Source organism: Methylovulum psychrotolerans, assembly GCF_002923755.1.
Lineage (GTDB): Bacteria > Pseudomonadota > Gammaproteobacteria > Methylococcales > Methylomonadaceae > Methylovulum > Methylovulum psychrotolerans.
Genome location: NZ_PGFZ01000025.1, coordinates 3,622 through 25,780, shown reverse-complemented (window position 1 = coordinate 25,780; position 22,159 = coordinate 3,622). Strand labels below are relative to the sequence as shown.

18 protein-coding genes are annotated in these 22,159 nt (G+C 51.0%); 15 read left to right on the top strand and 3 right to left on the bottom strand.

The window, feature by feature from the left end; all coding sequences use genetic code 11:
* Positions 1-491: 491 nt before the first annotated feature.
* Genes AADEFJLK_RS22505 through AADEFJLK_RS22490 form a run of 4 tightly spaced genes read left to right on the top strand, consistent with a single transcriptional unit; the run spans position 492 to position 9,561 of the window.
* The gene (locus tag AADEFJLK_RS22505) at positions 492-1,982 is read left to right on the top strand and encodes an efflux transporter outer membrane subunit (RefSeq protein ID WP_103975875.1); all 1,491 of its coding nucleotides are present in this window, start codon (positions 492-494) and stop codon (positions 1,980-1,982) included.
* Between the two features lie 51 nt (positions 1,983-2,033).
* A complete protein-coding gene (locus AADEFJLK_RS22500; RefSeq protein WP_146054711.1) occupies positions 2,034-3,335 on the top strand; it encodes an MdtA/MuxA family multidrug efflux RND transporter periplasmic adaptor subunit in 1,302 nt (433 codons plus the stop codon).
* Positions 3,332-6,463, top strand: a complete 3,132-nt coding sequence (locus tag AADEFJLK_RS22495; protein ID WP_103975874.1) for an MdtB/MuxB family multidrug efflux RND transporter permease subunit — start codon at positions 3,332-3,334, stop codon at positions 6,461-6,463. The genes AADEFJLK_RS22500 and AADEFJLK_RS22495 overlap by 4 nt, the downstream gene beginning before the upstream one ends.
* A 2-nt stretch (positions 6,464-6,465) precedes the next feature.
* On the top strand, positions 6,466-9,561 hold the full coding sequence (locus AADEFJLK_RS22490; protein WP_103975873.1) for a multidrug efflux RND transporter permease subunit: 3,096 nt from the start codon (positions 6,466-6,468) through the stop codon (positions 9,559-9,561).
* A 35-nt stretch (positions 9,562-9,596) separates the two neighbouring features.
* Here the strand turns inward: AADEFJLK_RS22490 and AADEFJLK_RS22485 are convergent, their stop codons facing one another.
* The 3 genes from AADEFJLK_RS22485 to leuA form a co-directional block, all read right to left on the bottom strand.
* Entirely contained in the window at positions 9,597-10,241 is a 645-nt protein-coding gene (locus AADEFJLK_RS22485; RefSeq protein WP_103975872.1) for an HD domain-containing protein, read from the bottom strand.
* A gap of 203 nt (positions 10,242-10,444) precedes the next feature.
* A complete protein-coding gene (locus AADEFJLK_RS22480; RefSeq protein ID WP_103975871.1) occupies positions 10,445-11,194 on the bottom strand; it encodes a class I SAM-dependent methyltransferase in 750 nt (249 codons plus the stop codon).
* Positions 11,195-11,203: 9 nt separating this feature from the next.
* The gene (leuA, locus tag AADEFJLK_RS22475) at positions 11,204-12,847 is read right to left on the bottom strand and encodes a 2-isopropylmalate synthase (RefSeq protein ID WP_103975870.1); all 1,644 of its coding nucleotides are present in this window, start codon (positions 12,845-12,847) and stop codon (positions 11,204-11,206) included.
* A gap of 183 nt (positions 12,848-13,030) precedes the next feature.
* Between leuA and AADEFJLK_RS22470 the strand changes: the two genes are divergently transcribed.
* The 11 genes from AADEFJLK_RS22470 (at position 13,031) to AADEFJLK_RS22420 (ending at position 21,844) form a co-directional block, all read left to right on the top strand.
* Positions 13,031-13,501, top strand: a complete 471-nt coding sequence (locus tag AADEFJLK_RS22470; RefSeq protein ID WP_103975869.1) for an Lrp/AsnC family transcriptional regulator — start codon at positions 13,031-13,033, stop codon at positions 13,499-13,501.
* Between the two features lie 199 nt (positions 13,502-13,700).
* Positions 13,701-14,585 (top strand): nitrogenase iron protein, encoded by an 885-nt coding sequence (nifH, locus tag AADEFJLK_RS22465; RefSeq protein ID WP_088617645.1) that lies wholly within the window; start codon positions 13,701-13,703, stop codon positions 14,583-14,585.
* A gap of 133 nt (positions 14,586-14,718) precedes the next feature.
* Positions 14,719-16,200 carry a nitrogenase molybdenum-iron protein alpha chain gene (gene nifD, locus AADEFJLK_RS22460; protein ID WP_088617646.1) on the top strand — a complete coding sequence of 494 codons (1,482 nt, stop codon included), beginning with the start codon at positions 14,719-14,721 and terminating at the stop codon, positions 16,198-16,200.
* Positions 16,201-16,428: 228 nt separating this feature from the next.
* Complete coding sequence (gene nifK, locus AADEFJLK_RS22455; protein WP_103975868.1) at positions 16,429-18,000, top strand: nitrogenase molybdenum-iron protein subunit beta; 1,572 nt, start codon at positions 16,429-16,431, stop codon at positions 17,998-18,000.
* A 118-nt stretch (positions 18,001-18,118) separates the two neighbouring features.
* On the top strand, positions 18,119-18,340 hold the full coding sequence (nifT, locus tag AADEFJLK_RS22450) for a putative nitrogen fixation protein NifT (protein WP_088617648.1): 222 nt from the start codon (positions 18,119-18,121) through the stop codon (positions 18,338-18,340).
* Between the two features lie 2 nt (positions 18,341-18,342).
* Positions 18,343-18,543 carry a 4Fe-4S binding protein gene (locus AADEFJLK_RS22445; protein WP_088617649.1) on the top strand — a complete coding sequence of 67 codons (201 nt, stop codon included), beginning with the start codon at positions 18,343-18,345 and terminating at the stop codon, positions 18,541-18,543.
* A 4-nt stretch (positions 18,544-18,547) separates the two neighbouring features.
* On the top strand, positions 18,548-19,255 hold the full coding sequence (locus tag AADEFJLK_RS22440; RefSeq protein WP_103975867.1) for a NifB/NifX family molybdenum-iron cluster-binding protein: 708 nt from the start codon (positions 18,548-18,550) through the stop codon (positions 19,253-19,255).
* A 290-nt stretch (positions 19,256-19,545) separates the two neighbouring features.
* Positions 19,546-19,812: a DUF6129 family protein gene (locus AADEFJLK_RS22435; protein ID WP_103975866.1), complete on the top strand. Its 267-nt coding sequence runs from the start codon at positions 19,546-19,548 to the stop codon at positions 19,810-19,812.
* Positions 19,813-19,826: 14 nt separating this feature from the next.
* On the top strand, positions 19,827-20,594 hold the full coding sequence (locus tag AADEFJLK_RS22430; protein ID WP_103975865.1) for a 4Fe4S-binding leucine-rich repeat protein: 768 nt from the start codon (positions 19,827-19,829) through the stop codon (positions 20,592-20,594).
* Positions 20,591-21,556 carry a hypothetical protein gene (locus tag AADEFJLK_RS22425; RefSeq protein WP_088617653.1) on the top strand — a complete coding sequence of 322 codons (966 nt, stop codon included), beginning with the start codon at positions 20,591-20,593 and terminating at the stop codon, positions 21,554-21,556. Before AADEFJLK_RS22430 ends, AADEFJLK_RS22425 begins: the two co-directional genes overlap by 4 nt.
* 69 nt (positions 21,557-21,625) lie before the next feature.
* Positions 21,626-21,844, top strand: a complete 219-nt coding sequence (locus tag AADEFJLK_RS22420; RefSeq protein WP_088617654.1) for a Nif11-like leader peptide family natural product precursor — start codon at positions 21,626-21,628, stop codon at positions 21,842-21,844.
* Positions 21,845-22,159: the final 315 nt, after the last annotated feature.

Sequence of the window (22,159 nt, the reverse complement as noted above, 5' to 3'; positions counted from 1 at the left end):
GCGCCTCCAATAGTTCCTGTTGTTTGGGGGTTAGCGCGAATGGGGGTAAGGGGCGTGCCATGTCTTCTTATCGACAAATCAATAAAGGCTCAATATTATCGGATATATTTCGAACTTTGGATACTAGAGACCTTTCTGAACACTAAATAAAACACTTTGTTTCGAGATACACAAAACTGAGAAGTGTTGATGCTTGCATATATAGCATATCCGATGTATAAAACGGCTATTATGTTCTATTTTGTCAACAAAACAGAACATATAACTAAACGCTTGCACAGAAGCGTTGGCTAAAAAATAATTTTTCCAAACATTCGTGACATTACCGGATACCCATGCCATCTTAACTGAATTCCAGACAGATAAAAAATCTGGAACTATGGCCGTCCATATCCTCTCCTTATCTGGATTGTTTCCATCGGGCTTTTAATGGCCGTTTTTTAATTGCACCGTCCGGCGCATAAATCCGCTGACGTTTTGCTGAGATTTACATGCGTTGTCGGATTACCCCCCTTTTGATTTATACCTTGCTTACGATTCAGCTTAGCGGCTGCATGATGGGGCCGGATTATGTTCGCCCAAAACTGACCGTACCCGCCGAATTTAAAGAACTTAAAGGTTGGAAGCAGGCCCAACCTAAAGACCATGTTTTGAAGGGTAAGTGGTGGGAAATGTTTAACGACCCTAGGTTGAATAGTCTGGAAGAACAGGTCGCCACAGGCAATTTTTCCTTAGCCCAAGCAGAAGCCCAATACCGCCAAGCCGAACACTTGGTGCTGACGGCGCAGTCGGCGTTATTTCCGGTGGCTTCGGCCAGCGGCACGTTTAACCGCTTCTTGGCCGCCAGCGGCCAAAGTGTGGCTGTACCTGGTGTGCGCAACTTATTTGGCTTGGCTTTGTCCATGTCTTGGCAACCGGATTTGTGGGGCAGTGTCCGCCGCCAAGTCGAGGCCAATACCGATACTGCCCAAGCCAGTGCCGCGACGATGCAGGCTCTGCGGCTATCCCTGCAAGCGACATTGGCGGTGGATTACTATCAGTTGAAAATGCTGGACGGACAAAAGGCCTTACTGGATGGCACCGCTGATGCCTATAACAAAATTTTAACCATCACCAAAAACCGCTATGCTGTGGGGGTTGCCGCCAAAAGCGATGTGGTGCAAGCCGAAGCACAAACCGAGTCGGTCAGGGCGCAAGCCATTAACCTCGGCGTACAACGTGCGCAATACGAACACGCCATTGCCGTCCTGATAGGCAAAGCCCCCGCAGAAGTGGCCATGCCAGCCAAACCGCTTGCGGTGTCACCGCCATCAGTACCACTGCAACTGCCTTCAGAATTGCTGGAACGGCGACCAGACATTGCCACTGCCGAACGTAAAATGGCCGCCAGCAACGCCCAGATAGGCGTGGCTAAAGCGGCTTATTTCCCGACCTTGAATTTGGGGGCCACCACGGGTTATCAATCTACTTTGTTAAATACCCTATTAGACTCGGCTCGCCGTTATTGGGCTTTAGGCCCTGCCGCCGTAGCGTTGAGCATTTTTGACGGCGGCGCTAAAAATGCCCAGTATAAACAAGCCATCGACCAGTATGATGCCAATGCCGCCGCCTATCGGCAAACGGTGTTAACCGCTTTCCAGCAAGTCGAAGATAATTTGGCCGCTGTACGGATTTTGGAAGAAGAGTCGCAGGTGCAAAACAAAGCTGTGGCCGCCGCTAATCAAGCGTTGGAGCTGACCCTCAACCAATATAAGGCCGGAACCGTCAATTATCTGAATGTCATGACGGCACAGACGGTGGCTTTGTCAAATAGGATAACGGCAGTGCAGCTACAGGGTGCGCGTCTGACCGCTGCCGTACAATTGGTGCCTGCCCTAGGCGGTGGCTGGGATAACAGCAAGGTGCCATCCTCTAAAGATATGGGCAAGGACATTAAATGGACAGATTATTTGAGCATCCCGCTGATAGATCAAGGCAAATGACCCTATCCTATAACCGATTACCTGATCCGGCTAACTTATATCCGCTTATCCATGAATAAAGATACACCCGCTCAACCCAACCCCCCCAAAACCACACCTTGGCGGCTCATCCTGCTTTGGCTGGCCATTATTATGATGGTTGTAGCTGCCGCCGTGTATTTTTTCCGGCCAGCCGCTAATGATAATCCTACCGACCAAAAACACGCTAAGGGAAATTTTGCTAAAGGCGGGGATAATGGCGAGGCCAAAGGTGACTGGTCGGAAAATGCCCCGATTAGTATCAGTGTCGCTACGGCCCGTCAAGGGGATATGCCCATTTATCTAAATGGCTTGGGTACAGCGACCGCCCTACGCACTGTGACCGTCCACTCGCGGGTTGACGGCGAATTGATCCGCGTGGCCTTTACCGAAGGGCAATTAGTCCGGCAAGGTGATTTGCTGGCGGAAATTGACCCCAGACCCTTTCAAGTACAATTGAAACAAGCGGAAGGCCAGCTCATACGCGATCAGGCTTTACTGAAAAATGCTCAACTCGATTTAAGCCGTTACCAGACCTTGCAGGCACAAGACTCTATTTCCGGTCAACAGACCGCTACCCAAGCGGCCCTGGTCACCCAATACCAAGGCACTGTAGAAATGGATCAGGCGCAAGTTGACAACGCCAAATTGCAACTCACCTATGCGCGGATTACGGCACCGATAAACGGACGTATCGGTTTGCGCCTGGTTGACCAAGGCAATATCGTCCATGCCAGCGACACGACGGGGATGTTGGTCATCACCCAGACCCAACCTATTTCGGTAGTGTTCACGCTACCTGAAGATGCGGTGCCGTCAGTCATGAAGCGCTGGCAAGTGGGTGACGGCCTCGGTGTCGAAGCATTTGACCGGGCCGGGCATACCAAGCTGGCCAGCGGTAAAGTGTTGGCCGTGGATAACCAAATAGACACCAGCACCGGCACGCTCAAACTCAAAGCCCAATTTGATAATATGGACGGCAAGCTGTTCGCCAATCAGTTTGTCAATATCAAGATGCGCCTGGATACCTTACAAGCGGCAGTGCTGGTTCCCAGCGTCGCTGTCCAGCGCGGTGCTGACGGCGCTTTTGTTTATGTGGCTAAAGACGATGGCAGTGTTGAGGTCAGGGCCGTCAAAACCGGCCCGTCCGAAAACGAAACCGTCGCCATTCTTGACGGCGTGGCCGTCAATGAGCAACTGGTGGTTGACGGTACCGACAAACTCCGCGCTGGCAGTGCCGTTAACGTGGTCAAGCGCGATAACCAAACCTTAGTACCCGAACCACAGCCATCTACACACCTGCATCCCACTGGCCGACACCCTGCCCGCCCATGAGCTATCCCCAAACGCCAGCAGCGGGTTTTAACCCCTCGCGTCTTTTCATCCTCAGGCCTGTCGCCACCTCATTGCTGATGCTGGCTTTGTTGCTGGTCGGCATTTTGGCGTACCGATTGCTGCCCATTTCGGCACTGCCGCAGGTTGACTACCCGACTATCCAAGTCACCACCCTTTATCCGGGCGCCAGTCCAGAAGTGATCACGTCGGTCATCACCGCGCCGCTGGAACGCCAATTTGGGCAAATGCCAGGGCTAAAACAAATGTCCTCCAGCAGTTCGGGCGGCGCGTCCATGATTACCCTGCAATTCAATCTGAAATTGGACTTGGATATTGCCGAGCAAACGGTACAGGCCGCCATTAACGCCGCCAACAGCTTTTTGCCCACCGATTTGCCTATGCCGCCGATTTACAATAAGGTCAATCCGGCGGACACGCCTATTTTGACCTTAGCGGTCAGTTCATCCAGCTTGCCCTTAGCCAAGGTTGAGGATATGGTCGACACCCGTCTGGCGCAAAAAATTGCCCAGATACCGGGGGTCGGCATGGTAAGCATCAGTGGCGGACAACGCCCGGCGGTGCGTATCCAAGCCAATGATAAGGCTTTGGCCGCTTACGGGATGAGCCTGGATGACTTACGCACCGCCATTGCCAGCGCCAACATCAACCAGCCTAAAGGTATGCTTGATGGCCCGTTGCGGTCGGCCATTATCGACAATAACGACCAACTCCGTTCCGCCGTCGAATACCGTGACCTTATCGTCGCTTACCGCAACAATGCGCCGGTGCGGCTATCCGCCGTCGCCGTCGCGGTGGATTCCGCCGAAAATGTCAAGCTGGCGGCTTGGGCCAACAACACGGCGGCGGTGATCGTTAATATCCAACGCCAGCCCGGCGCCAACGTCATCGACGTGGTTGACCGTATTAAACAACAGCTGCCGCATTTGACCTCAACCCTGCCTGCGGCAGTTGACGTGTTGCCCTTAACTGACCGGACGGTGACCATCCGCGCCTCCGTCCATGATGTGCTGTTCGAGCTGATGTTGGCGGTGGCTTTAGTCATTATGGTGATTTTCGTATTTTTGCGGAATGTGCCCGCAACGCTGATACCCGGCATTGCCGTGCCGTTATCGCTGATCGGCACGTTCGCCGTGATGTATCTGGCTGGGTTCAGCATTAACAACTTGACCCTGATGGCACTGACCATCGCCAGCGGTTTCGTTGTTGATGATGCCATCGTGGTGATCGAAAACATTTCCCGCTACATCGAACGGGGTGACCCGCCGCTCCAAGCCGCGCTGAAAGGTTCTGAGCAAATCGGCTTTACCATCATTTCCTTAACCTTTTCGTTGGTGGCGGTCTTAATTCCTTTGCTGTTCATGGGGGATGTGGTCGGACGGCTGTTCCGTGAGTTTGCGATTACCTTGGCCGTGGCCATTCTAATTTCTGCTGTCGTGTCGCTGACCCTGACCCCCATGATGTGCGCAAAAATGTTGCGCCCACTAGGCGCAAAACAGCAAGAAACTGCCCGCCCCGACGCTATTTTTAGCCGTGTCACCGCCACTTACGGACGTAGCCTGCATTGGGTGTTCCGCCGCCAGAGCTTGGTTTTGCTGGCGGCATTGGCCACTATGGTCATGACTGTCATACTCTATATTTCCATCCCTAAAGGCTTTTTCCCTATCCAAGATACGGGGCTGATTCAAGGCATTTCCGAAGCGCCGCCGAGCATTTCCTTCGCCGCCATGGCAGAACGGCAAACGGCTTTGGCCAAAGGAATTTTAAACGACCCGGACGTAGAGAGCCTGTCATCGTTTATCGGCGTGGACGGCAGCAACCCCACCCTGAACAGCGGGCGGTTTTTAATCAATTTAAAACCCCAAAACCAGCGTACGGCGACCGCCGAGGGCATTATCCAGCGCTTACGCGATAATCTGGCAACGGTTGCGGGGATTACGCTGTATCTGCAACCTGTGCAGGATTTGACGCTGGAAAACCATATTAGCCGCACCCAATTCCAATTCACCGTGCAGGCGGTCAACTTAAAAGACCTGGAGCTTTGGAGCCAACGCTTAGTCACGCGGATGCGCAACGTCCCACAAATGGCCGATGTCGCCAGTGATGTGCAAAACCAAGGGCTACAAGCCTACATCACTATCGACCGCAGCACCGCCAGCCGCTTAGGGGTCAGCACCGCCGCCATTGACAACGCTTTATATAATGCTTATGGGCAACGGCTAATATCCACTATCTTCACCCAATCTAACCAATATAGGGTGGTGCTGGAAGCCGACCCGGCCACCCAGCATGGCCTGGAAGACTTGGCCAGATTGCGGATACCTTCCACCAACGGCAACCAGATTTTACTGTCGGAATTCTCCCAGGTATCGGAACGGCTGACCCCCTTGGCCATTAATCACCTCGATCAGTTCCCGTCCACCACCATTTCCTTCAACCTGATGCCGGGCGCGGCCTTAGGGGATGCGATTGCGGCCATTGAGGACATTAAAAAAGATTTGGCTATGCCGCTGAGCATCCAAACCGACTACCAAGGCGCGGCGTTGGCATTTAATGCCTCGCTAGGTAATACCTTATGGCTCATTGTCGCGGCCATCATCACGGTTTATATTGTGCTGGGGGTATTATATGAAAGCTATATCCATCCCTTGACCATCCTGTCGACGCTACCGTCCGCCGGGGTAGGGGCTTTATTGGCCTTGCTGGGCAGCGGCAACGATTTGGGCATCATTGCGGTCATCGGCATTATCCTCTTGATCGGCATCGTCAAAAAGAACGCCATCATGATGATAGACTTTGCCTTGGAAGCCGAACGCAAACAAGGTCTGCCGCCCGAAGAAGCCATTTATCAGGCCTGTTTGTTGCGCTTACGGCCTATTTTAATGACCACCATGGCCGCTTTACTGGGTGCGTTACCGTTGATGCTGGGTACGGGTGTTGGTTCGGAGCTGCGCCATCCTTTAGGGATAACCATGGTGGGAGGCTTGTTATTCAGCCAGTTACTGACTTTGTACACGACTCCCGTGATTTACCTCGCTATGGATGGCCTGGCTCGTCGGCTACGCGGCGGCTCGCCGCATAGCGGCATGATTGACAACAGCGAAGCCTAACCGTGAACCCGTCCGCGCTCTTCATCCGCCGCCCTGTCGCCACCACGCTGCTGACCATCGCTATTGCTTTGGCAGGCTTTGTCGCATTTTTGCAATTACCCATCGCGCCGCTGCCGCAAGTGGATTTTCCGACCATTACTGTGGGGGCTTCCCTACCGGGTGCCAGCCCACAAACGATGGCCGCCACGATAGCGACACCGCTAGAGCGTGCCTTAGGGCGGATTGCCGGGATCACCGAAATGACCTCGGCCAGTTCGCTAGGGGTCACTTCCATCACTTTGCAATTTGATTTAAGCCGCGATATTAATGGCGCGGCGCGTGATGTGCAAGCCGCCATCAACGCCGCCAGCAGCCTATTGCCCACCAATCTGCCCAACCGCCCCAATTACCGCAAGGTCAATCCTGCCGATTCGCCTATCTTGATTATGGCCTTGACCTCGACCACCTTAAGCCGTGGGCAAATGTACGATGCGGCAAGTACCATACTCGCGCAAAAAATCTCCCAACTGCCGGGTATAGGTCAAGTGTCGGTAGGCGGCGGTTCCTTACCCGCTGTGCGCGTTGAACTGAATCCGGGTGCCCTTGCCAAATACGGTGTCGGCCTTGACGATGTCCGCACCGCCATCACCAGCGGCAATGTCAACCGCCCGAAAGGTATATTGGAAAGCGGCGGCCGCCACTGGCAAATCCACGCCAACGATCAGGCGGCACAAGCAAAAGACTATTTGCCGATGATCGTCTCTTACCGTAACAATACGCCGATACGGATAGCCGATTTGGGCACGGTGGTGGACTCGGTGGAGGATTTGCGCAATGAAGGCCTAAAAGACGGCCAGCCGGCGGTACTGTTAATCCTTAGCAAACAACCCGGCGCCAATGTCATCGAAACGGTAGGCAGCGTCAAGGCTATGATGCCGCAACTACAAGCCATGATTCCTGCCGCCATGAATTTGTCGATAGTTATCGACCGTTCCGTCACCATCAGCGCTTCGGTACATGAAGTCGAGCGCAGCCTAGTCATTGCTATTGTCTTGGTGATTTTGGTAGTGCTGCTGTTCCTACGCAACCTGCGCTCGGCTTTAATCCCCATCATTGCCGTGCCTGTCTCCCTGATAGGCTCTTGTACCATCATGTATTTGTGCGACTATAGCCTGGATAACCTATCCCTGATGGCGCTGACGGTCGCGACCGGGTTTGTGGTCGATGACGCGATTGTAGTGTTGGAAAATAGTAGCCGCCACATCGAAAAAGGCCTGTCACCTTTTAAAGCCGCTCTTATCGGTGCCCAAGGGGTCAGCTTTACGGTCTTGGCGATGAGCCTGTCCTTAATTGCCGTTTTCCTACCCATCCTGTTAATGGGCGGTATCGTCGGGCGGCTGTTTCGGGAATTTGCCGTGACCTTATCCGCCTCGGTCATGGTATCGTTGCTGGTGTCGTTAACCGTCACCCCCATGCTGTGCGCCCGCTGGTTAAAAGCGGCCGATCCCCAACAGCAACCTGGGCGTTTAGCGCGTTTGTTGGAACATTTTTTCCAGAACGTACACAATGGCTATCAGCGTAGCCTGCGCTGGGCTTTACGCCATGCCCCGTTGATGGTCGTGATGCTGTTCACCTGTATTGCTTTAAATGTGTATTTATACAGCATTGTGCCGAAAGGCTTTTTTCCGATACAGGATAGCGGCAGGCTCAGCGGCAGCATCCAAGCGGATCAGGGCATTTCTTTCCAGGCCATGAAAACCAAGCTACATGATTTTGCCGAGATATTGGCAAAAGACCCCGCTGTCGTCAATGTCGTCGGCTTTGCGGGCGGCGCACAAAACACCAATTCCGGGCGCATGTTCACTGTGCTAAAACCACCCGGCCAACGCGAGCCAATTGGCGACATCAGCAAACGCCTGCGCAAAGAACTGTCGGTGGAACCGGGTGCCCGCTTATTTTTGCAACCCGTCCAAGACCTGCGCATCGGTGGCCGCATGTCGTCGGCCCTGTATGAATACACCTTGCAATCGGAACATTTAAGCGAACTGCGGGAATGGACACCCAAACTGGTCACTGCGCTGGCGGCCTCTCAGGAACTGGCTGATGTTAATACCGACCAGCAAGACCGGGGTCAGCAACTGTCTTTAGTGGTTGACCGTGACAAGGCTTCGCGTTACGGCATAAGCCAAGCCGCTGTCGATGCTACCTTAAACAACGCCTTCGGCCAGCGCCAAGTGTCGGTCATCTACCAGCCGCTCAACCAATACCATGTCGTGATGGAACTCGCGCCCGACTATTGGCGTGACCCGCAGACCTTAAAACAGCTCTATGTCGGCTCTACAACCACCCGGCAAAAAACCACGGTCAGCCAAGTGCCGTTATCGGCCATCGCCGAATTTAAGCCCAGCAACGCGCCTTTGACCGTCAACCACCAAAGCCAATTTGCCGCTTCGACCATTTCTTTTAACCTTAAACCGGGTATATCATTGTCGGATGCCACCCGGATTATTGACCGGACGATGCAGGACATCGGCGTACCTGCCTCGGTGCATGGCGGTTTTCAAGGTTCCGCCAAAGCCTTTCAAGAATCCCTACGCAACCAGCCTTGGTTGATTTTGGCGGCATTGCTGAGCATTTATATTGTCTTGGGCGTGCTGTACGAAAGCTATGTGCATCCTTTGACCATACTCTCCACCCTGCCCTCGGCAGGTGTCGGGGCACTCTTGGCATTAATGGCCTGTGACACCGAATTCAGCATCATCGCCCTGATTGGGGTGATTTTGTTAATCGGCATCGTTAAAAAGAATGCCATTATGATGATCGATTTCGCCCTACACGCCGAAAGGGAACAAGGCATCAGTGCGGAAGAAGCCATTTTCAGCGCCTGTTTGCAACGCTTCCGCCCCATCATGATGACCACCCTAGCCGCCATGCTCGGCGCATTGCCGTTGGCTTTTGGCTCAGGTTACGGTGCTGAGTTACGCCAGCCCTTAGGCATTTCCATCGTCGGCGGCTTATTGGTCAGCCAGTTGCTGACCCTATACACCACTCCCGTCGTGTATCTGTATATGGATAGGCTGAGTGTTTGGGGGCAACGGACATTTAAGCGCAATGGCTGAATTTATCTATAGGATGTGGTCGGTAAGCGCAACAGTCAGTTAGCTTCTTTGCCACCGTTGATGCGTTCAATGGCATGGCTAATGTTAATTCTTGCTTGTTTTTCATGTGAGCAAAAAAAGTGGTCTGTCCGGTAAATTCTCTGTTGGTCTAAAAAGCGTTGTAGGATTTCTACCCGTTTCCCGTTAAATATTTTTTCAGGCACAAAGCAGTATTCCTCCCGAATTTGCTTTTCGTATTCATAAAACCTTGACGGGGCAGCACCTAAAATGCTCAGGTCAATATCGACAAGTAGCGCTTCATCGGTGGTTTTAGTCGTGCAGCTATGTTTTGTTGTCAGGATCAGATCATAAATTCGCTGGATGTTTTCTTGAGGTACTAACTGAGCTTCAAGGTAATGCTTGGCGAGATTTGCGCTTTGCTCCTCATTGTCCAATTTATGCGTGTCGTAAATTGCGTCATGAAACCATAAGGCTATTATGATTTCACCGTAGTGAGCCGCCAAATGCTTTGCCTGTTCCGCTTGAAGCAAGCATTCGTATAGGTGCTGGATAGTGTGATATTTCCGATGTTTTTCGGGATACAGCACTATTAAATGGCTAAACCCTTGTTGTGGCGCAGGTTTATGGCTAATTTCATGCCAAGCAACATTCCACAGTTGTTGAAGCAAAGACAGTTGCATAAAACTCGAATTATCGTTTGATGAAAGAATAGTATTAAGCGTTGAAGGGAGACTATTACAGGGAAACCCGAAAAAAATGCATAACATAAATACAGATTGTCGCAGATTATGGGAGAATTTCTTATTGATTTTATTTTAAGTTTTTTGCTTTCTCTCTCCCATAATCCGTTACAATCAATCTTTATCCATGTTATGCCCATTTCCTAAGGCTTAACCGCCAACACCCGCAAGCGCACATAATCGGCGACCCAACCTTGGTCTTGGCTATACAAGTGCGGGCGTAAGCAAGCGGTCATTTCGTCCAAAAACACGGCTTTTTGCGCGGCGTTTAATTGACGGGTAATGCCGTCGGCGAAAATTTCCAGCCATTTGCGGATGCCGCTGTTTAAAGGCGTGGGTCTTGGGATTAGCTGGATAGTTTTAACCTGAAAGCCCGCCTGTTCCAGTTTGTGCCGATACTCATCAGGATGCGGGAAGTACCACGGGTTAATAAAGCCACCCCAGTCTGGGTGGCGTTTAAAAACATCTTCCATTGCCCAGACTAAAGCGGCAATGTCACCCGCACCGCCGAATTCGGCGGCAAATCGTCCGCCGGGCATTAAGGCGCGGTATATGCCTTGCAAAACTTTATCCGGTTCATGTATCCAATGTAAGACGGCATTACTGAACACGGCGGTAAATTCTTGTTGGTAGCTTAAGGCACAAGCGTCTTGGACGAACGCGGTCAAGCCACGTTGTCGGGCACGCGCGATCATATTAGGGCTGGCATCAATACCGACGACCGTGCAGCCATACTGTTGCAGTTGTGCGGTCAATGCACCGTCACCGCAGCCGATATCCAGTATTTTGTCTTGCGCTTGCGGATTCAGTAACCCGACTACACCGCCAGCCGCTTCGGCGACGAAAGCCGCATGGGTGATATAGTCGTCGGCGTTCCATTGGGGTTGGGTCATATTATCTCCTTAGTTAAAACTGTTTAAAACGGCGGCTAACGAGGCACTGACGATGTCGTTATGACAGGCCATGCCGATTTGGGTAACGCCAGCGCAGTGCAGGCGGATATAACAGGCCGCTTGTGCGTCGCTGCCTTGCGCCAAGGCGTGTTCGTGGTAATCGCTAATCTCTATGGCCTTACCCAAATGGTGGCTTAAGGCATTAGTAAACGCCGCCAACACGCCGTTACCTTGGCCAGTGAGATGCACCTCACCCGCTGCCGAATGCAGTTGCGCCGATACTTGATAGGGCGACGCCACTTCAAAGCTCACCAAGCGATAAGCGGCAGGCTCCAAATAACGGCGACGGAATAAGGCCACCAGTGCTTGGGCACTGATTTCACAACCTTGCCGCTCCGATTCTTGCTGGACTATCTGGCTAAAGTCCACTTGTAACCAGCGCGGCAAGTGCAGGCCTAAGGCCTGTTCGATCAAATAGGCAGAACCCGCCTTACCCGATTGGCTATTGACCCGGATCACCTCCTGATAATTGCGCCCGACATCGTTGGGATCTATCGGTAAATACGCGACTTGCCAAGCTTCTTCGGGTTGGGAGGCCGCTAAACATTTTTTAATCGCATCCTGATGGCTACCAGAAAACGCCGTGAACACCAAATCACCGATATATGGATGGCGCGGATGCACGGAGATTTGGTTAAACTGGCTGACTTGCCGGGCTATGTTGGTCATATCGGAAAAGTCCAATTCCGGGTCGATACCTTGGCTGTAGAGGTTCATCGCCATCACGGCAATATCCAAGTTTCCGGTGCGCTCGCCATTACCCAACAACGTGCCTTCCACCCGTTGCGCCCCCGCCAACATCGCCAATTCGGCAGCAGCTACCGCACAGCCCCGGTCATTATGGGGATGGATACTCAATATAACCGCTTCGCGGGGTTGGATATGGCGGCTGAACCATTCGATCTGGTCGGCATAAACATTCGGTGTGGCCATTTCCACCGTCGCGGGCAAGTTAATGATCACTGGGCATTCGGCGCTAGGTTGCCAGATGCTACAAACGGCTTGGCAAATCTCCAAGGCGTAGTCCAGTTCGGTGGCATTAAAGCTTTCCGGCGAATATTCAAACTGCCACACCGTTTCCGGTTGCGCCAAAGCACAGGTGCGAATGGCTTCGGCGCCGGTCACCGCTAAGGCGGTGATACTGGCTTTATCCAGGTTAAAAACCCGTTCGCGCTGGAGCTTGGAAGTAGAATTGTACAAATGCACTAACGCCCGCCTAGCCCCTTGTAAGGCGGCGAAACTGCGTTCAATCAAGGCCGGACGGGCCGGGGTTAATATCGAAACGGTGACATCGTCGGGAATTAAGTTTTGCTCAATCAACAATCTGGCAAAATCAAAATCCGTTTGTGAGGCGGATGGGAAGCCTATTTCGATTTCTTTAAAGCCGATAGCAACCAACAAACGGAAAAAATCCAGTTTCTGGGCAATAGACAACGGGTTAATTAAGGCTTGGTTGCCATCGCGCAAATCGACGCTACACCAGCGCGGAGCTTGTTGGATCTGCCGATTGGGCCATTGCCGTTGCGGCAAATTCACAGGCGGGAAAGGCCGATATTTATGGTGATTAAAGGCGGAAATTTGGGCTTTGCTCATAATGATCTACACTCACTGTTAAAGGTTTGAACACAGCGATAGTATAGATAAGACCCAGGGGAGAATGATTGTTATTACGACCAAAATAACCATCATTTTGGCAAACATACACCATTAATTTACACTACACGCTATTATATTGCGTTGTGTACAAATAATTGGCAATCGACAACAGGTAACGGTATGAAATTGGACACAATGGACAGACGCATTCTTGATGAAATGCAAAAAAATGCGCGGATTTCTAACTTGGATTTGGCGGATAAAATCGGCCTGTCGCCGTCGCCCTGTTCGCGACGGGTCAAGCAATTGGAGGATGAAGGGCTGATAGACCGCCATGTCACCTTATTAAATCAAGCCAAGCTGCAACTTAAGCTAATTGCTTTAATACAAGTGAGTATGGATCTGCACACGCCGGAGCGTTTTGAAGCATTCGAGGCACAGGTGCGCAATTACCCGGAAGTGCTGGAATGTTATCTGATCACCGGCCAGGCAGCGGATTACCTATTAAAAGTGATTGTACCGGATATGGAATATTATCAGGCTTTTTTGCTGGGCAAATTGACCCGCATCCCAGGGGTCAGCGGGGTGCAGTCGAGTTTTGTGCTGCGCAAGGCCGTTGATACTACGGCATTACCCTTGGGGCATTTATGACAATACCGACAAAAAACCCTACTGTGAGCAAGCCTACATAGCCACACCAGACAATTGTTTGAAAGATAACGGAGCTTTTACCGTAAAAATAAAATTATAATTGATTAAAAACAATTAGTTATAATTATTTTTAATATTGGCACAGCGGTTGCTATATCTATAATGTCATTAACCACAACATCCTACACGGGAGAAGATCATGGCATTACGTCAATGTGCAATATACGGTAAAGGTGGAATCGGTAAGTCTACCACAACTCAAAACCTGGTGTCTGCTTTAGCAGAACTGGGCAACAAAGTAATGATTGTCGGCTGCGACCCTAAAGCGGACTCCACCCGTCTGATCCTGCACGCTAAAGCGCAAACTACCATTATGAGCTTAGCCGCCGAAGCAGGCAGTGTTGAAGACTTGGAATTGGAAGACGTGTTGAAAGTCGGCTACGGCGGCATCAAATGCGTCGAATCAGGCGGCCCTGAGCCAGGCGTCGGCTGTGCAGGCCGCGGTGTTATCACTGCGATTAACTTTCTGGAAGAAGAAGGTGCTTACGATGATGAGCTTGACTTCGTTTTTTATGATGTACTTGGGGATGTTGTGTGTGGTGGTTTTGCCATGCCAATCCGTGAGAACAAGGCGCAAGAAATTTACATCGTTTGTTCAGGCGAAATGATGGCGATGTATGCCGCCAATAACATTGCTAAAGGTATCGTGAAATATGCGAACTCAGGCAGTGTGCGTTTGGCCGGCCTGATCTGTAACTCGCGTGAAACTGCGCGTGAAGACGAGCTGATTTCTGCCTTGGCTGCCAAAATCGGCACCACCATGATCCACTTCGTACCCCGCGACAACGTTGTCCAACGCGCTGAAATCCGCCGTATGACTGTTATCGAATATGAGCCAAATGCAAAACAAGCGGATGAATACCGCCAATTGGCCATTAAAATCCGTGATAACAGAAACTTCATCATTCCAACCCCCATCACGATGGACGAATTGGAAGAACTGATGATGGAATTCGGCATTATCGACCAAGAAGACGAATCTATTATTGGTAAAACTGCCGCTGCTGAAGCAGCTGTGGCTTAATACCGAACCACCGTAGGGACGCAGCTGTAGGGACGCAACTTGCGTCCCTACACCACCAGCTCACCTCTCTACAGCATTCCGTCCTAAAACCTGTCTATGGGGGATTACCCATGACATCAGTAGGAGACACAACATGGCCGCTCTAACCAGAGAAGAGACTGAAGCGTTGATTCAGGAAGTTCTGGAAATCTATCCCGAACAAGCCAAAAAAGACCGCGCAAAACACTTGGCGGTTAACGATCAGTCGCTCGAAAAATCCAACAAATGTATTACTTCAAACCGTAAATCCCAACCGGGCGTAATGACCATCCGTGGTTGTGCTTACGCAGGTTCCAAGGGTGTGGTTTGGGGCCCTATCAAGGATATGATCCATATTTCCCACGGCCCAGTCGGTTGTGGACAGTATTCGCGTGCTGGCCGCCGTAACTATTATGTCGGTACAACAGGCGTGAACACTTTCGGTACGATGAACTTTACATCAGACTTTACCGAAAAAGACATCGTTTTCGGCGGCGACAAAAAGCTGGCGAAAATCATGACCGAAATTGAACAATTGTTCCCGCTGAACAAAGGCATTAGCATCCAATCCGAATGTCCGATTGGTTTGATTGGTGACGATATTGAAGCGGTCGCCAAAAAAGCCAATAAGGAAATCGGCAAACCGGTAGTGCCTGTCCGTTGCGAAGGTTTCCGTGGCGTGTCGCAATCCTTAGGCCACCATATCGCTAACGACGCGATCCGGGATTGGGTTTTGGAAAACCGCGACGGTGACGACAGCTTCCCGACCACCCCTTACGATGTCGCGGTCATTGGTGACTACAACATTGGCGGTGATGCTTGGGCTTCACGCACCTTGCTGGAAGAAATGGGTCTGCGGGTCGTTGCCCAATGGTCAGGCGACGGTACGATTGCTGAAATTGAAAAAACCCCAAAAGTTAAGCTGAACCTGATCCATTGCTACCGTTCGATGAACTACATCGCCCGGCACATGGAAGAAAAGTACAAAATCCCCTGGATTGAGTACAACTTCTTCGGCCCTACCAAAATTGCCGAATCGCTGCGCCGGATTGCCTCGCATTTTGATGACACCATCAAAGAAGGCGCCGAAAGGGTGATTGCCCGTTATGAAGGCGAATACCAAGCCGTCATCGACAAATACAAACCCCGCCTGCAAGGCAAACGCGTCATGCTGTACATCGGTGGCTTACGTCCCCGCCATGTTATCGGCGCTTATGAAGATTTGGGCATGGAAGTGGTCGGTACCGGTTATGAATTTGGCCATAACGATGACTATGACCGCACCATCAAAGAAATGGGTAACTCTACCCTGATTTATGATGACGTGACCGGCTATGAGTTTGAAGAGTTCGTCAAGAGAATCCAACCTGACCTGATCGGCTCAGGCATCAAGGAAAAGTATATCTTCCAAAAAATGGGTATCCCTTTCCGGCAAATGCACTCTTGGGATTATTCCGGCCCTTATCATGGTTATGACGGTTTTGCCATTTTCGCCCGCGATATGGACATGACTTTGAATAACCCTTGCTGGAAGCAAGTAAAGGCACCTTGGAAAACGGATGCCGCCAGCAGCGAAGCCGTTAAGGCCGCCGCGTAAGATTGTATCTTGTTCCCATGCCGGAACAGTACTGCCATTAAGCCAGATCCTACCCGATCCTTAATGTAAACCGCCTCAAGGCAGTGCTGCGGCGGTATGGGAATACTGCTAGCCACTCCGGCGATACCGGACAGAGCGTTCACAGAGGCCAGCCTATAGCCGATGGGCGCGATTCATTCTTTCCATCAAAAACGCCGTCCACAGATTAGTGGCGCGTAGGAGATTACCATGAGCCAAGAAGTCGATAACATCCAACCCAGCTATCCCTTATTCAGAAACGACGAGTACAAGGAAAACCTGGCTAACAAACGTGCCGCTTACGAAGAGCGTCATCCTCAGGAACAAATTGATGAAGTATTCCAATGGACAACCACCAAGGAATACCAAGAGCTGAACTTCAACCGTGAAGCCTTAACCGTCAACCCAGCTAAAGCTTGCCAACCCTTAGGCGCGGTCTTATGTGCGCTGGGCTTTGAAAAAACCATGCCTTATGTGCATGGCTCGCAAGGTTGCGTAGCCTATTTCCGTACTTACTTCAACCGTCATTTTAAAGAGCCGATCGCTTGCGTATCCGACTCAATGACGGAAGACGCAGCAGTTTTCGGTGGCCAAAAAAATATGTTCGCCGGTCTGGAAAACGCCAAAGCCTTATACCAACCTGACATCATCGCCGTATCGACCACCTGTATGGCGGAAGTTATCGGTGACGACTTGAATGCGTTTATCAACAACGCCAAAAAAGCCGGCCATATCGAACAGGATTATCCTACCCCGTTCGCACATACCCCAAGCTTCGTCGGTAGCCATACCACAGGCTGGGACAATATGTTCGAGGGCATGATCAAGTATTTCACGCTCAACCACATGACTGACAAAACCGTTGGCTCCAACGGCAAAATCAACTTAGTGCCGGGCTTTGAAACTTATTTGGGCAATTTCCGCGTCATGCACCGCATGATGAAAGAAATGGGCGTTGATTACACGTTGTTAAGTGACCCGTCCGAAGTGTTAGATACCCCCGCCGACGGTACCTTCCGCATGTATGCGGGCGGCACGACCCAAGCGGAAGTGAAAGACGCACCGAACGCCATTGACACGCTGTTGCTGCAACCTTGGCAATTGGAAAAAACCAAAAAGTTCGTCCAAAACATTTGGCATCAACCAGCCACCGCCATCAACATCCCAATGGGCTTGGAATGGACTGACCAGTTCTTGATGGAAGTGTCCAGACTGACCGGCAAACCCATTGCAGCGTCTTTGGAACTGGAACGTGGCCGTTTAGTGGATATGATAACTGACTCCCACGCTTGGATGCACGGCAAAAAGTTCGCCCTGTACGGCGATGCCGATTTCGTTATGGGTATGACCAAATTCCTGCTGGAATTGGGTGCGGAACCTTCTGACGTATTATGCAACCATGCCAACAAACGTTGGTTGAAAGCGATGGAAAAAATCTGTAGTGACTCGCCTTACGGCAAAAACACCAAAGTTCATATTGGCCGTGATTTGTGGCATTTCCGCTCATTGATGTTCACCAACAAACCGGATTTCATGATCGGTAACTCTTACGGTAAATTCATCCAACGTGACACCTTCTACAAAGGTGAAGCGGACGAAGTGCCATTGATCCGTATTGGCTTCCCGATTTTTGACCGTCACCACTTGCACCGCATGACTACCTTAGGTTATGAAGGCGCGATCTACATGCTCACCACGCTGGTCAATGCCATCTTGGAACAACTGGATAAAGAAACCAAAGGCATGGGCACAACGGATTACAACTACGATTTGATCCGTTAAGGTTTAAGCTAACCGCTTAAGCTGATAGGGCGCACTTTGAATAAAGTGCGCCCTGCCGCGTTCCTAGCTATTTTCGGCGTAAAGCACCGCTTTACGTTAAACCCAACGGAGAGTCCTAATGCCTAGCGTCATGTTGAAAAAAAACCCGGAAGGCAAGTTGGTCTTCTACGTTCCTAAAAAAGACTTGGAAGAAGTGGCGGAATCCATTGAGTTCGACACCCCAGAAAAATGGGGTGGTGAAGTCGTCCTGAGTGACGGCTCAAAATACTACTTTGAACCGATAGACCCACCTGACTTTCCTATTACCTTACGCGCAAAACGTGTAGATTCAGGAGAATAATCATGGCCTTATATATTGTTGAAGCGGATTGTATTTCATGTGGCGACTGCGAACCAGTCTGCCCTACCCAATCCATCACGGAAGGTGCTATTGTCTTTAAGATTGACAAACGCACCTGTACCGAATGTGAAGGCGATTTTGACGTGCCACAATGCGTTAAAGTTTGCCCTATCGACAACTGCATTTTGCCATTAGAGGCATAAGATCATGAGCCAGAACGCGCTATCACGGGAACTGGCTCTGCGCATCGGGCTGGCGGCACGCGCCTTGCCCGATACCGATGCCAAACGTCTGCTAACCGTCTTGGCCCATTGTGTCGACGCGCCCCTGACCGAGGCCAAAGTTGCCGCACTTGATCTGTTGACGCTGAAAACGGCCTGCCGGGGTGAGTTTTCCCATCTTGGTGATGACGTTTTACAACAGGCCTTAAGTATCCTTAAAAATACGGCGGCGGAAAAAATCTTACCCGCTATCGTAGCCTACCAAGAAGGCGACTTGCCGAATTCGGTCAGAATTGCCTGTGCCAGTGACGATGCTATCCATGTCAATGGCCATTTTGGGGCTTGCACTTGGTTTATGGTCTACCAAGTCAACCGCGACGAAGCAAGACTGGTCGATATCCGCACCGCCGACATTCCGCAAGGCTTGGTAGTCGATGACAAAAATGTGTTCCGTGCCGAACAGATACAAGATTGCAAGGTGGTGTACGTCACTTCCGTCGGCGGGCCTGCTGCGGCCAAAATCGTCAAATTGGGTATCCATCCGATGAAATTGGCCGAAGTCGTCAGCTTAGCCGAGGTTATCGCCGAATTACAGCAAGTCATGTCGGCCACCCCGCCACCATGGTTAGCAAAAGCGATGGGCATAGCCGCCAGCGAACGCTTTAAATTTGAACGTGAGGCGGCGGGTAGTTGAATTGAAGGCTTGGTTGGCTAAAAGCCAGCTTAAAAGCCTGCTAGTTTAAAGGTCTGTTTAGTTTAAAGGTCTGTTAAAGAGTTGGTCGGACAAGCCGTTTCTGTCCGGCCTTCCTCTGTGAATTAAAGGCAAGATAACGATCCCATCCCCATTTATAACCCCTAAGGGTATGTGTTGCGTACCCTTAGGGGTTATAGATAGAATCCAGAAATAGTTTATTTGGAAACCCGCAAACCGCGTAGCCAATCATTGAAAAAAAGCAATATTTCAAGGTAATTCAGGAGAAAAGCATGATAACAGTAGAGCAAACCCAAGAAATAGCCCAAAAAATTGCTGAGTTGGGGCTTTCGGACAGCACTGTGTCAGCGCTTAGACAAGACTATCGGCCCATTCATTTTACTTATTGTATGGATGATGATTTGCCTAACAACACCCCGATACTGAGCCAAGATGGCTTTAACTTATATTTGATTGATGGCCGGGAACATTGTCTGTGCCTTACCCAAGATTATGCGACGGCAACCGGTATTGTCGTTGCCGAAATTATCCCAGACTAGCGGGAAGTACGCGCATGTCCAATCAAGAGCGCCCAGTCACCCTGCCCATAGCCGATTGCAGCTTATGCGCATTCCGCAGCAAAACCTTACTGATGGGCCGTTGTATGCCTGGTGACACCTGCATCACGGCAGAAAGTGGCCGGCAAATCGACCGCTTTTTACGCGTCAACCCTGCTTATGCCGAGCATTTTCTGCATGATGCATTTTGGGAGCGCCGCGCCATAGCCGTCCGTTATGCTCCGCAAAAAGCCTTGGCGGAATTAGTCCATGATGACGATGAAGTGGTCAGACGCGCCGTCGCCTACCGTTTGCCAGTCTCACAACTGAGCCAATTGCTCAATGATTCCGACCGCGAAGTGCGTATGACCGTCGCCGACCGCATCGCCCCCGAAGCTTTGGAGCAACTGGCGAACGATCCCGATTATATTGTCCGTCTGACCGTCGCCAGACGCTTGCCGCAAGGCCGCCTGTTCCGTCTCATCCGTGACTATGACATACAGGTACGGAAAGTGGTTGCCGAACGCTTACCTGAGGTCAGTTTAGGGCTGATGGTTAACGACGAATCCCCCGAAGTCAGGCGTATCATTGCCGAGCGTATGAGTCCTGACGATGCTGTACTGCTCTTAGGGGATCCTGATTGGGTGGTACGTTACACCGCTGTGCAACGGGTTGCCCCTGAAAACTTAAGCCCCCTGCTCGACGACCCCGAGCCGGATGTGCGGGCCGCTGTCCGGCAACGCTTAGGCGACCCTGCCCAAACCACAATACCGGATGTATTATGACGATGGAGCAAACTGCCCAATTAGCCGGACAACAACTCGCCAAACTCTGTAAGCACACCTTACCCGGCCAAAATGACGATGCGTTACTGGCAAAAATCCAAGCCTTAGTGCCAGATTATGCAGTGCGCTTAGCGCGTACCGGCAGCGAATGGTATCGCTTAGGCGGTATTGTCGATATGCACGGCAACCGTATCGCTAACGACTTGGTGGAATGGACTGAGCGGACGTTTATCGAATGTGGCAAAGATTTACAAACCTTAATTGATTACACCCATAGCCAACAACTGATCGCCACCCGCCAAACCGGCAACACTTTATATTTTGTCATCCAAACGGGCAATCGTGCCGAGGATTTTATCCAGTTAGATATTGATAAAATCCGAGAAATGTCTGACCGCCTGCTCGCCAGTAACGTGATGCCGCCGGAAGACTTGGAAGATTTTATCGATCCCTTAAAGCCCGAATGTATCGACACGTTTGGCATTGGCAGTGCCCGATATGCCTATCGGCGCAAAACCGATGTGACGGTGTTCATGAGCGAAATCAATAAATACCATCTGGACAAACATCCGGTGCAACGCTTTATGGAGGATTGGGACCGTAGCAGCATCCAAGCCAAAGCGATGTTATCGGACGACTGGATTGTCCGCCCGTTCCGGCATACCGGACGTTTTGGCGAACAGCAGATTAACGTTGAAATTATCAACACCCAGACCAAAAACCTTCCGCAATTAGACGACATACAAGGTAAAAAAGGCCTAGCCTTACAGAACTTGCTGACCCGTTTCGACCGTCAGGCCGGTTATCCCTTTGCATGGTTTTTTTACATGGTCAAAGGCAAGCTTGTTTCACCCCACTGCGGTGTCGCCGTTTTTAAAGACATCAGCGGGGATTTTTCTTACCTGCCCGAACGCGATGCGGCCATCCTTACCGATTGGATTAACACGCCCTATAACGTTTAGGTAGTATCTTGACTTTCATCAACCGCTTTGCACATCAAGCGAAGCACGCTTAAAAGGAGTACCACTATTATGTCAATCGCACAAATTAAAGCCTTCTCTGAACAGGCAAAAACCGACCCTGAGCTTAAGGAGAAACTGTTGGCTGTGCAGAAAATCCGCGAATTGATCGCCTTAGGCAAAGAATATAATTACGAACTCGATGAAGTGGAACTGTATCCACCCAACGAGCCGCAATTTGTCGAAGCCCAACTTTCAGAACGTATGGCTAAGGCCTTGTTACGCGTTTAAATTAGCGCATGGACTTTCTGGCCGCGTTAAAAATACCCTTTTTAGCGCGGTTGGGGCTTTAAGCTAAGCTTCCCCCCCTTCCCTTGTCTAACAGCTGCATCCTTGCAAAACTCTCTGCCTTAAAGGGCAACAACAGCAAAACGCCGTATTTGCTGATTAATTACTTCCCTTCAAACCAACTGTCATGCTTGGAGCGTGGGCATATTAGACATCTTTCCTAAATGTTGCCATATCTCAGGTTAACCAGTGCGGCCACCAGGCTCCATGTCAGGGAGTAGTTTTTGTGTTTGCCCCGGTAAACGTCCTTGACGATCC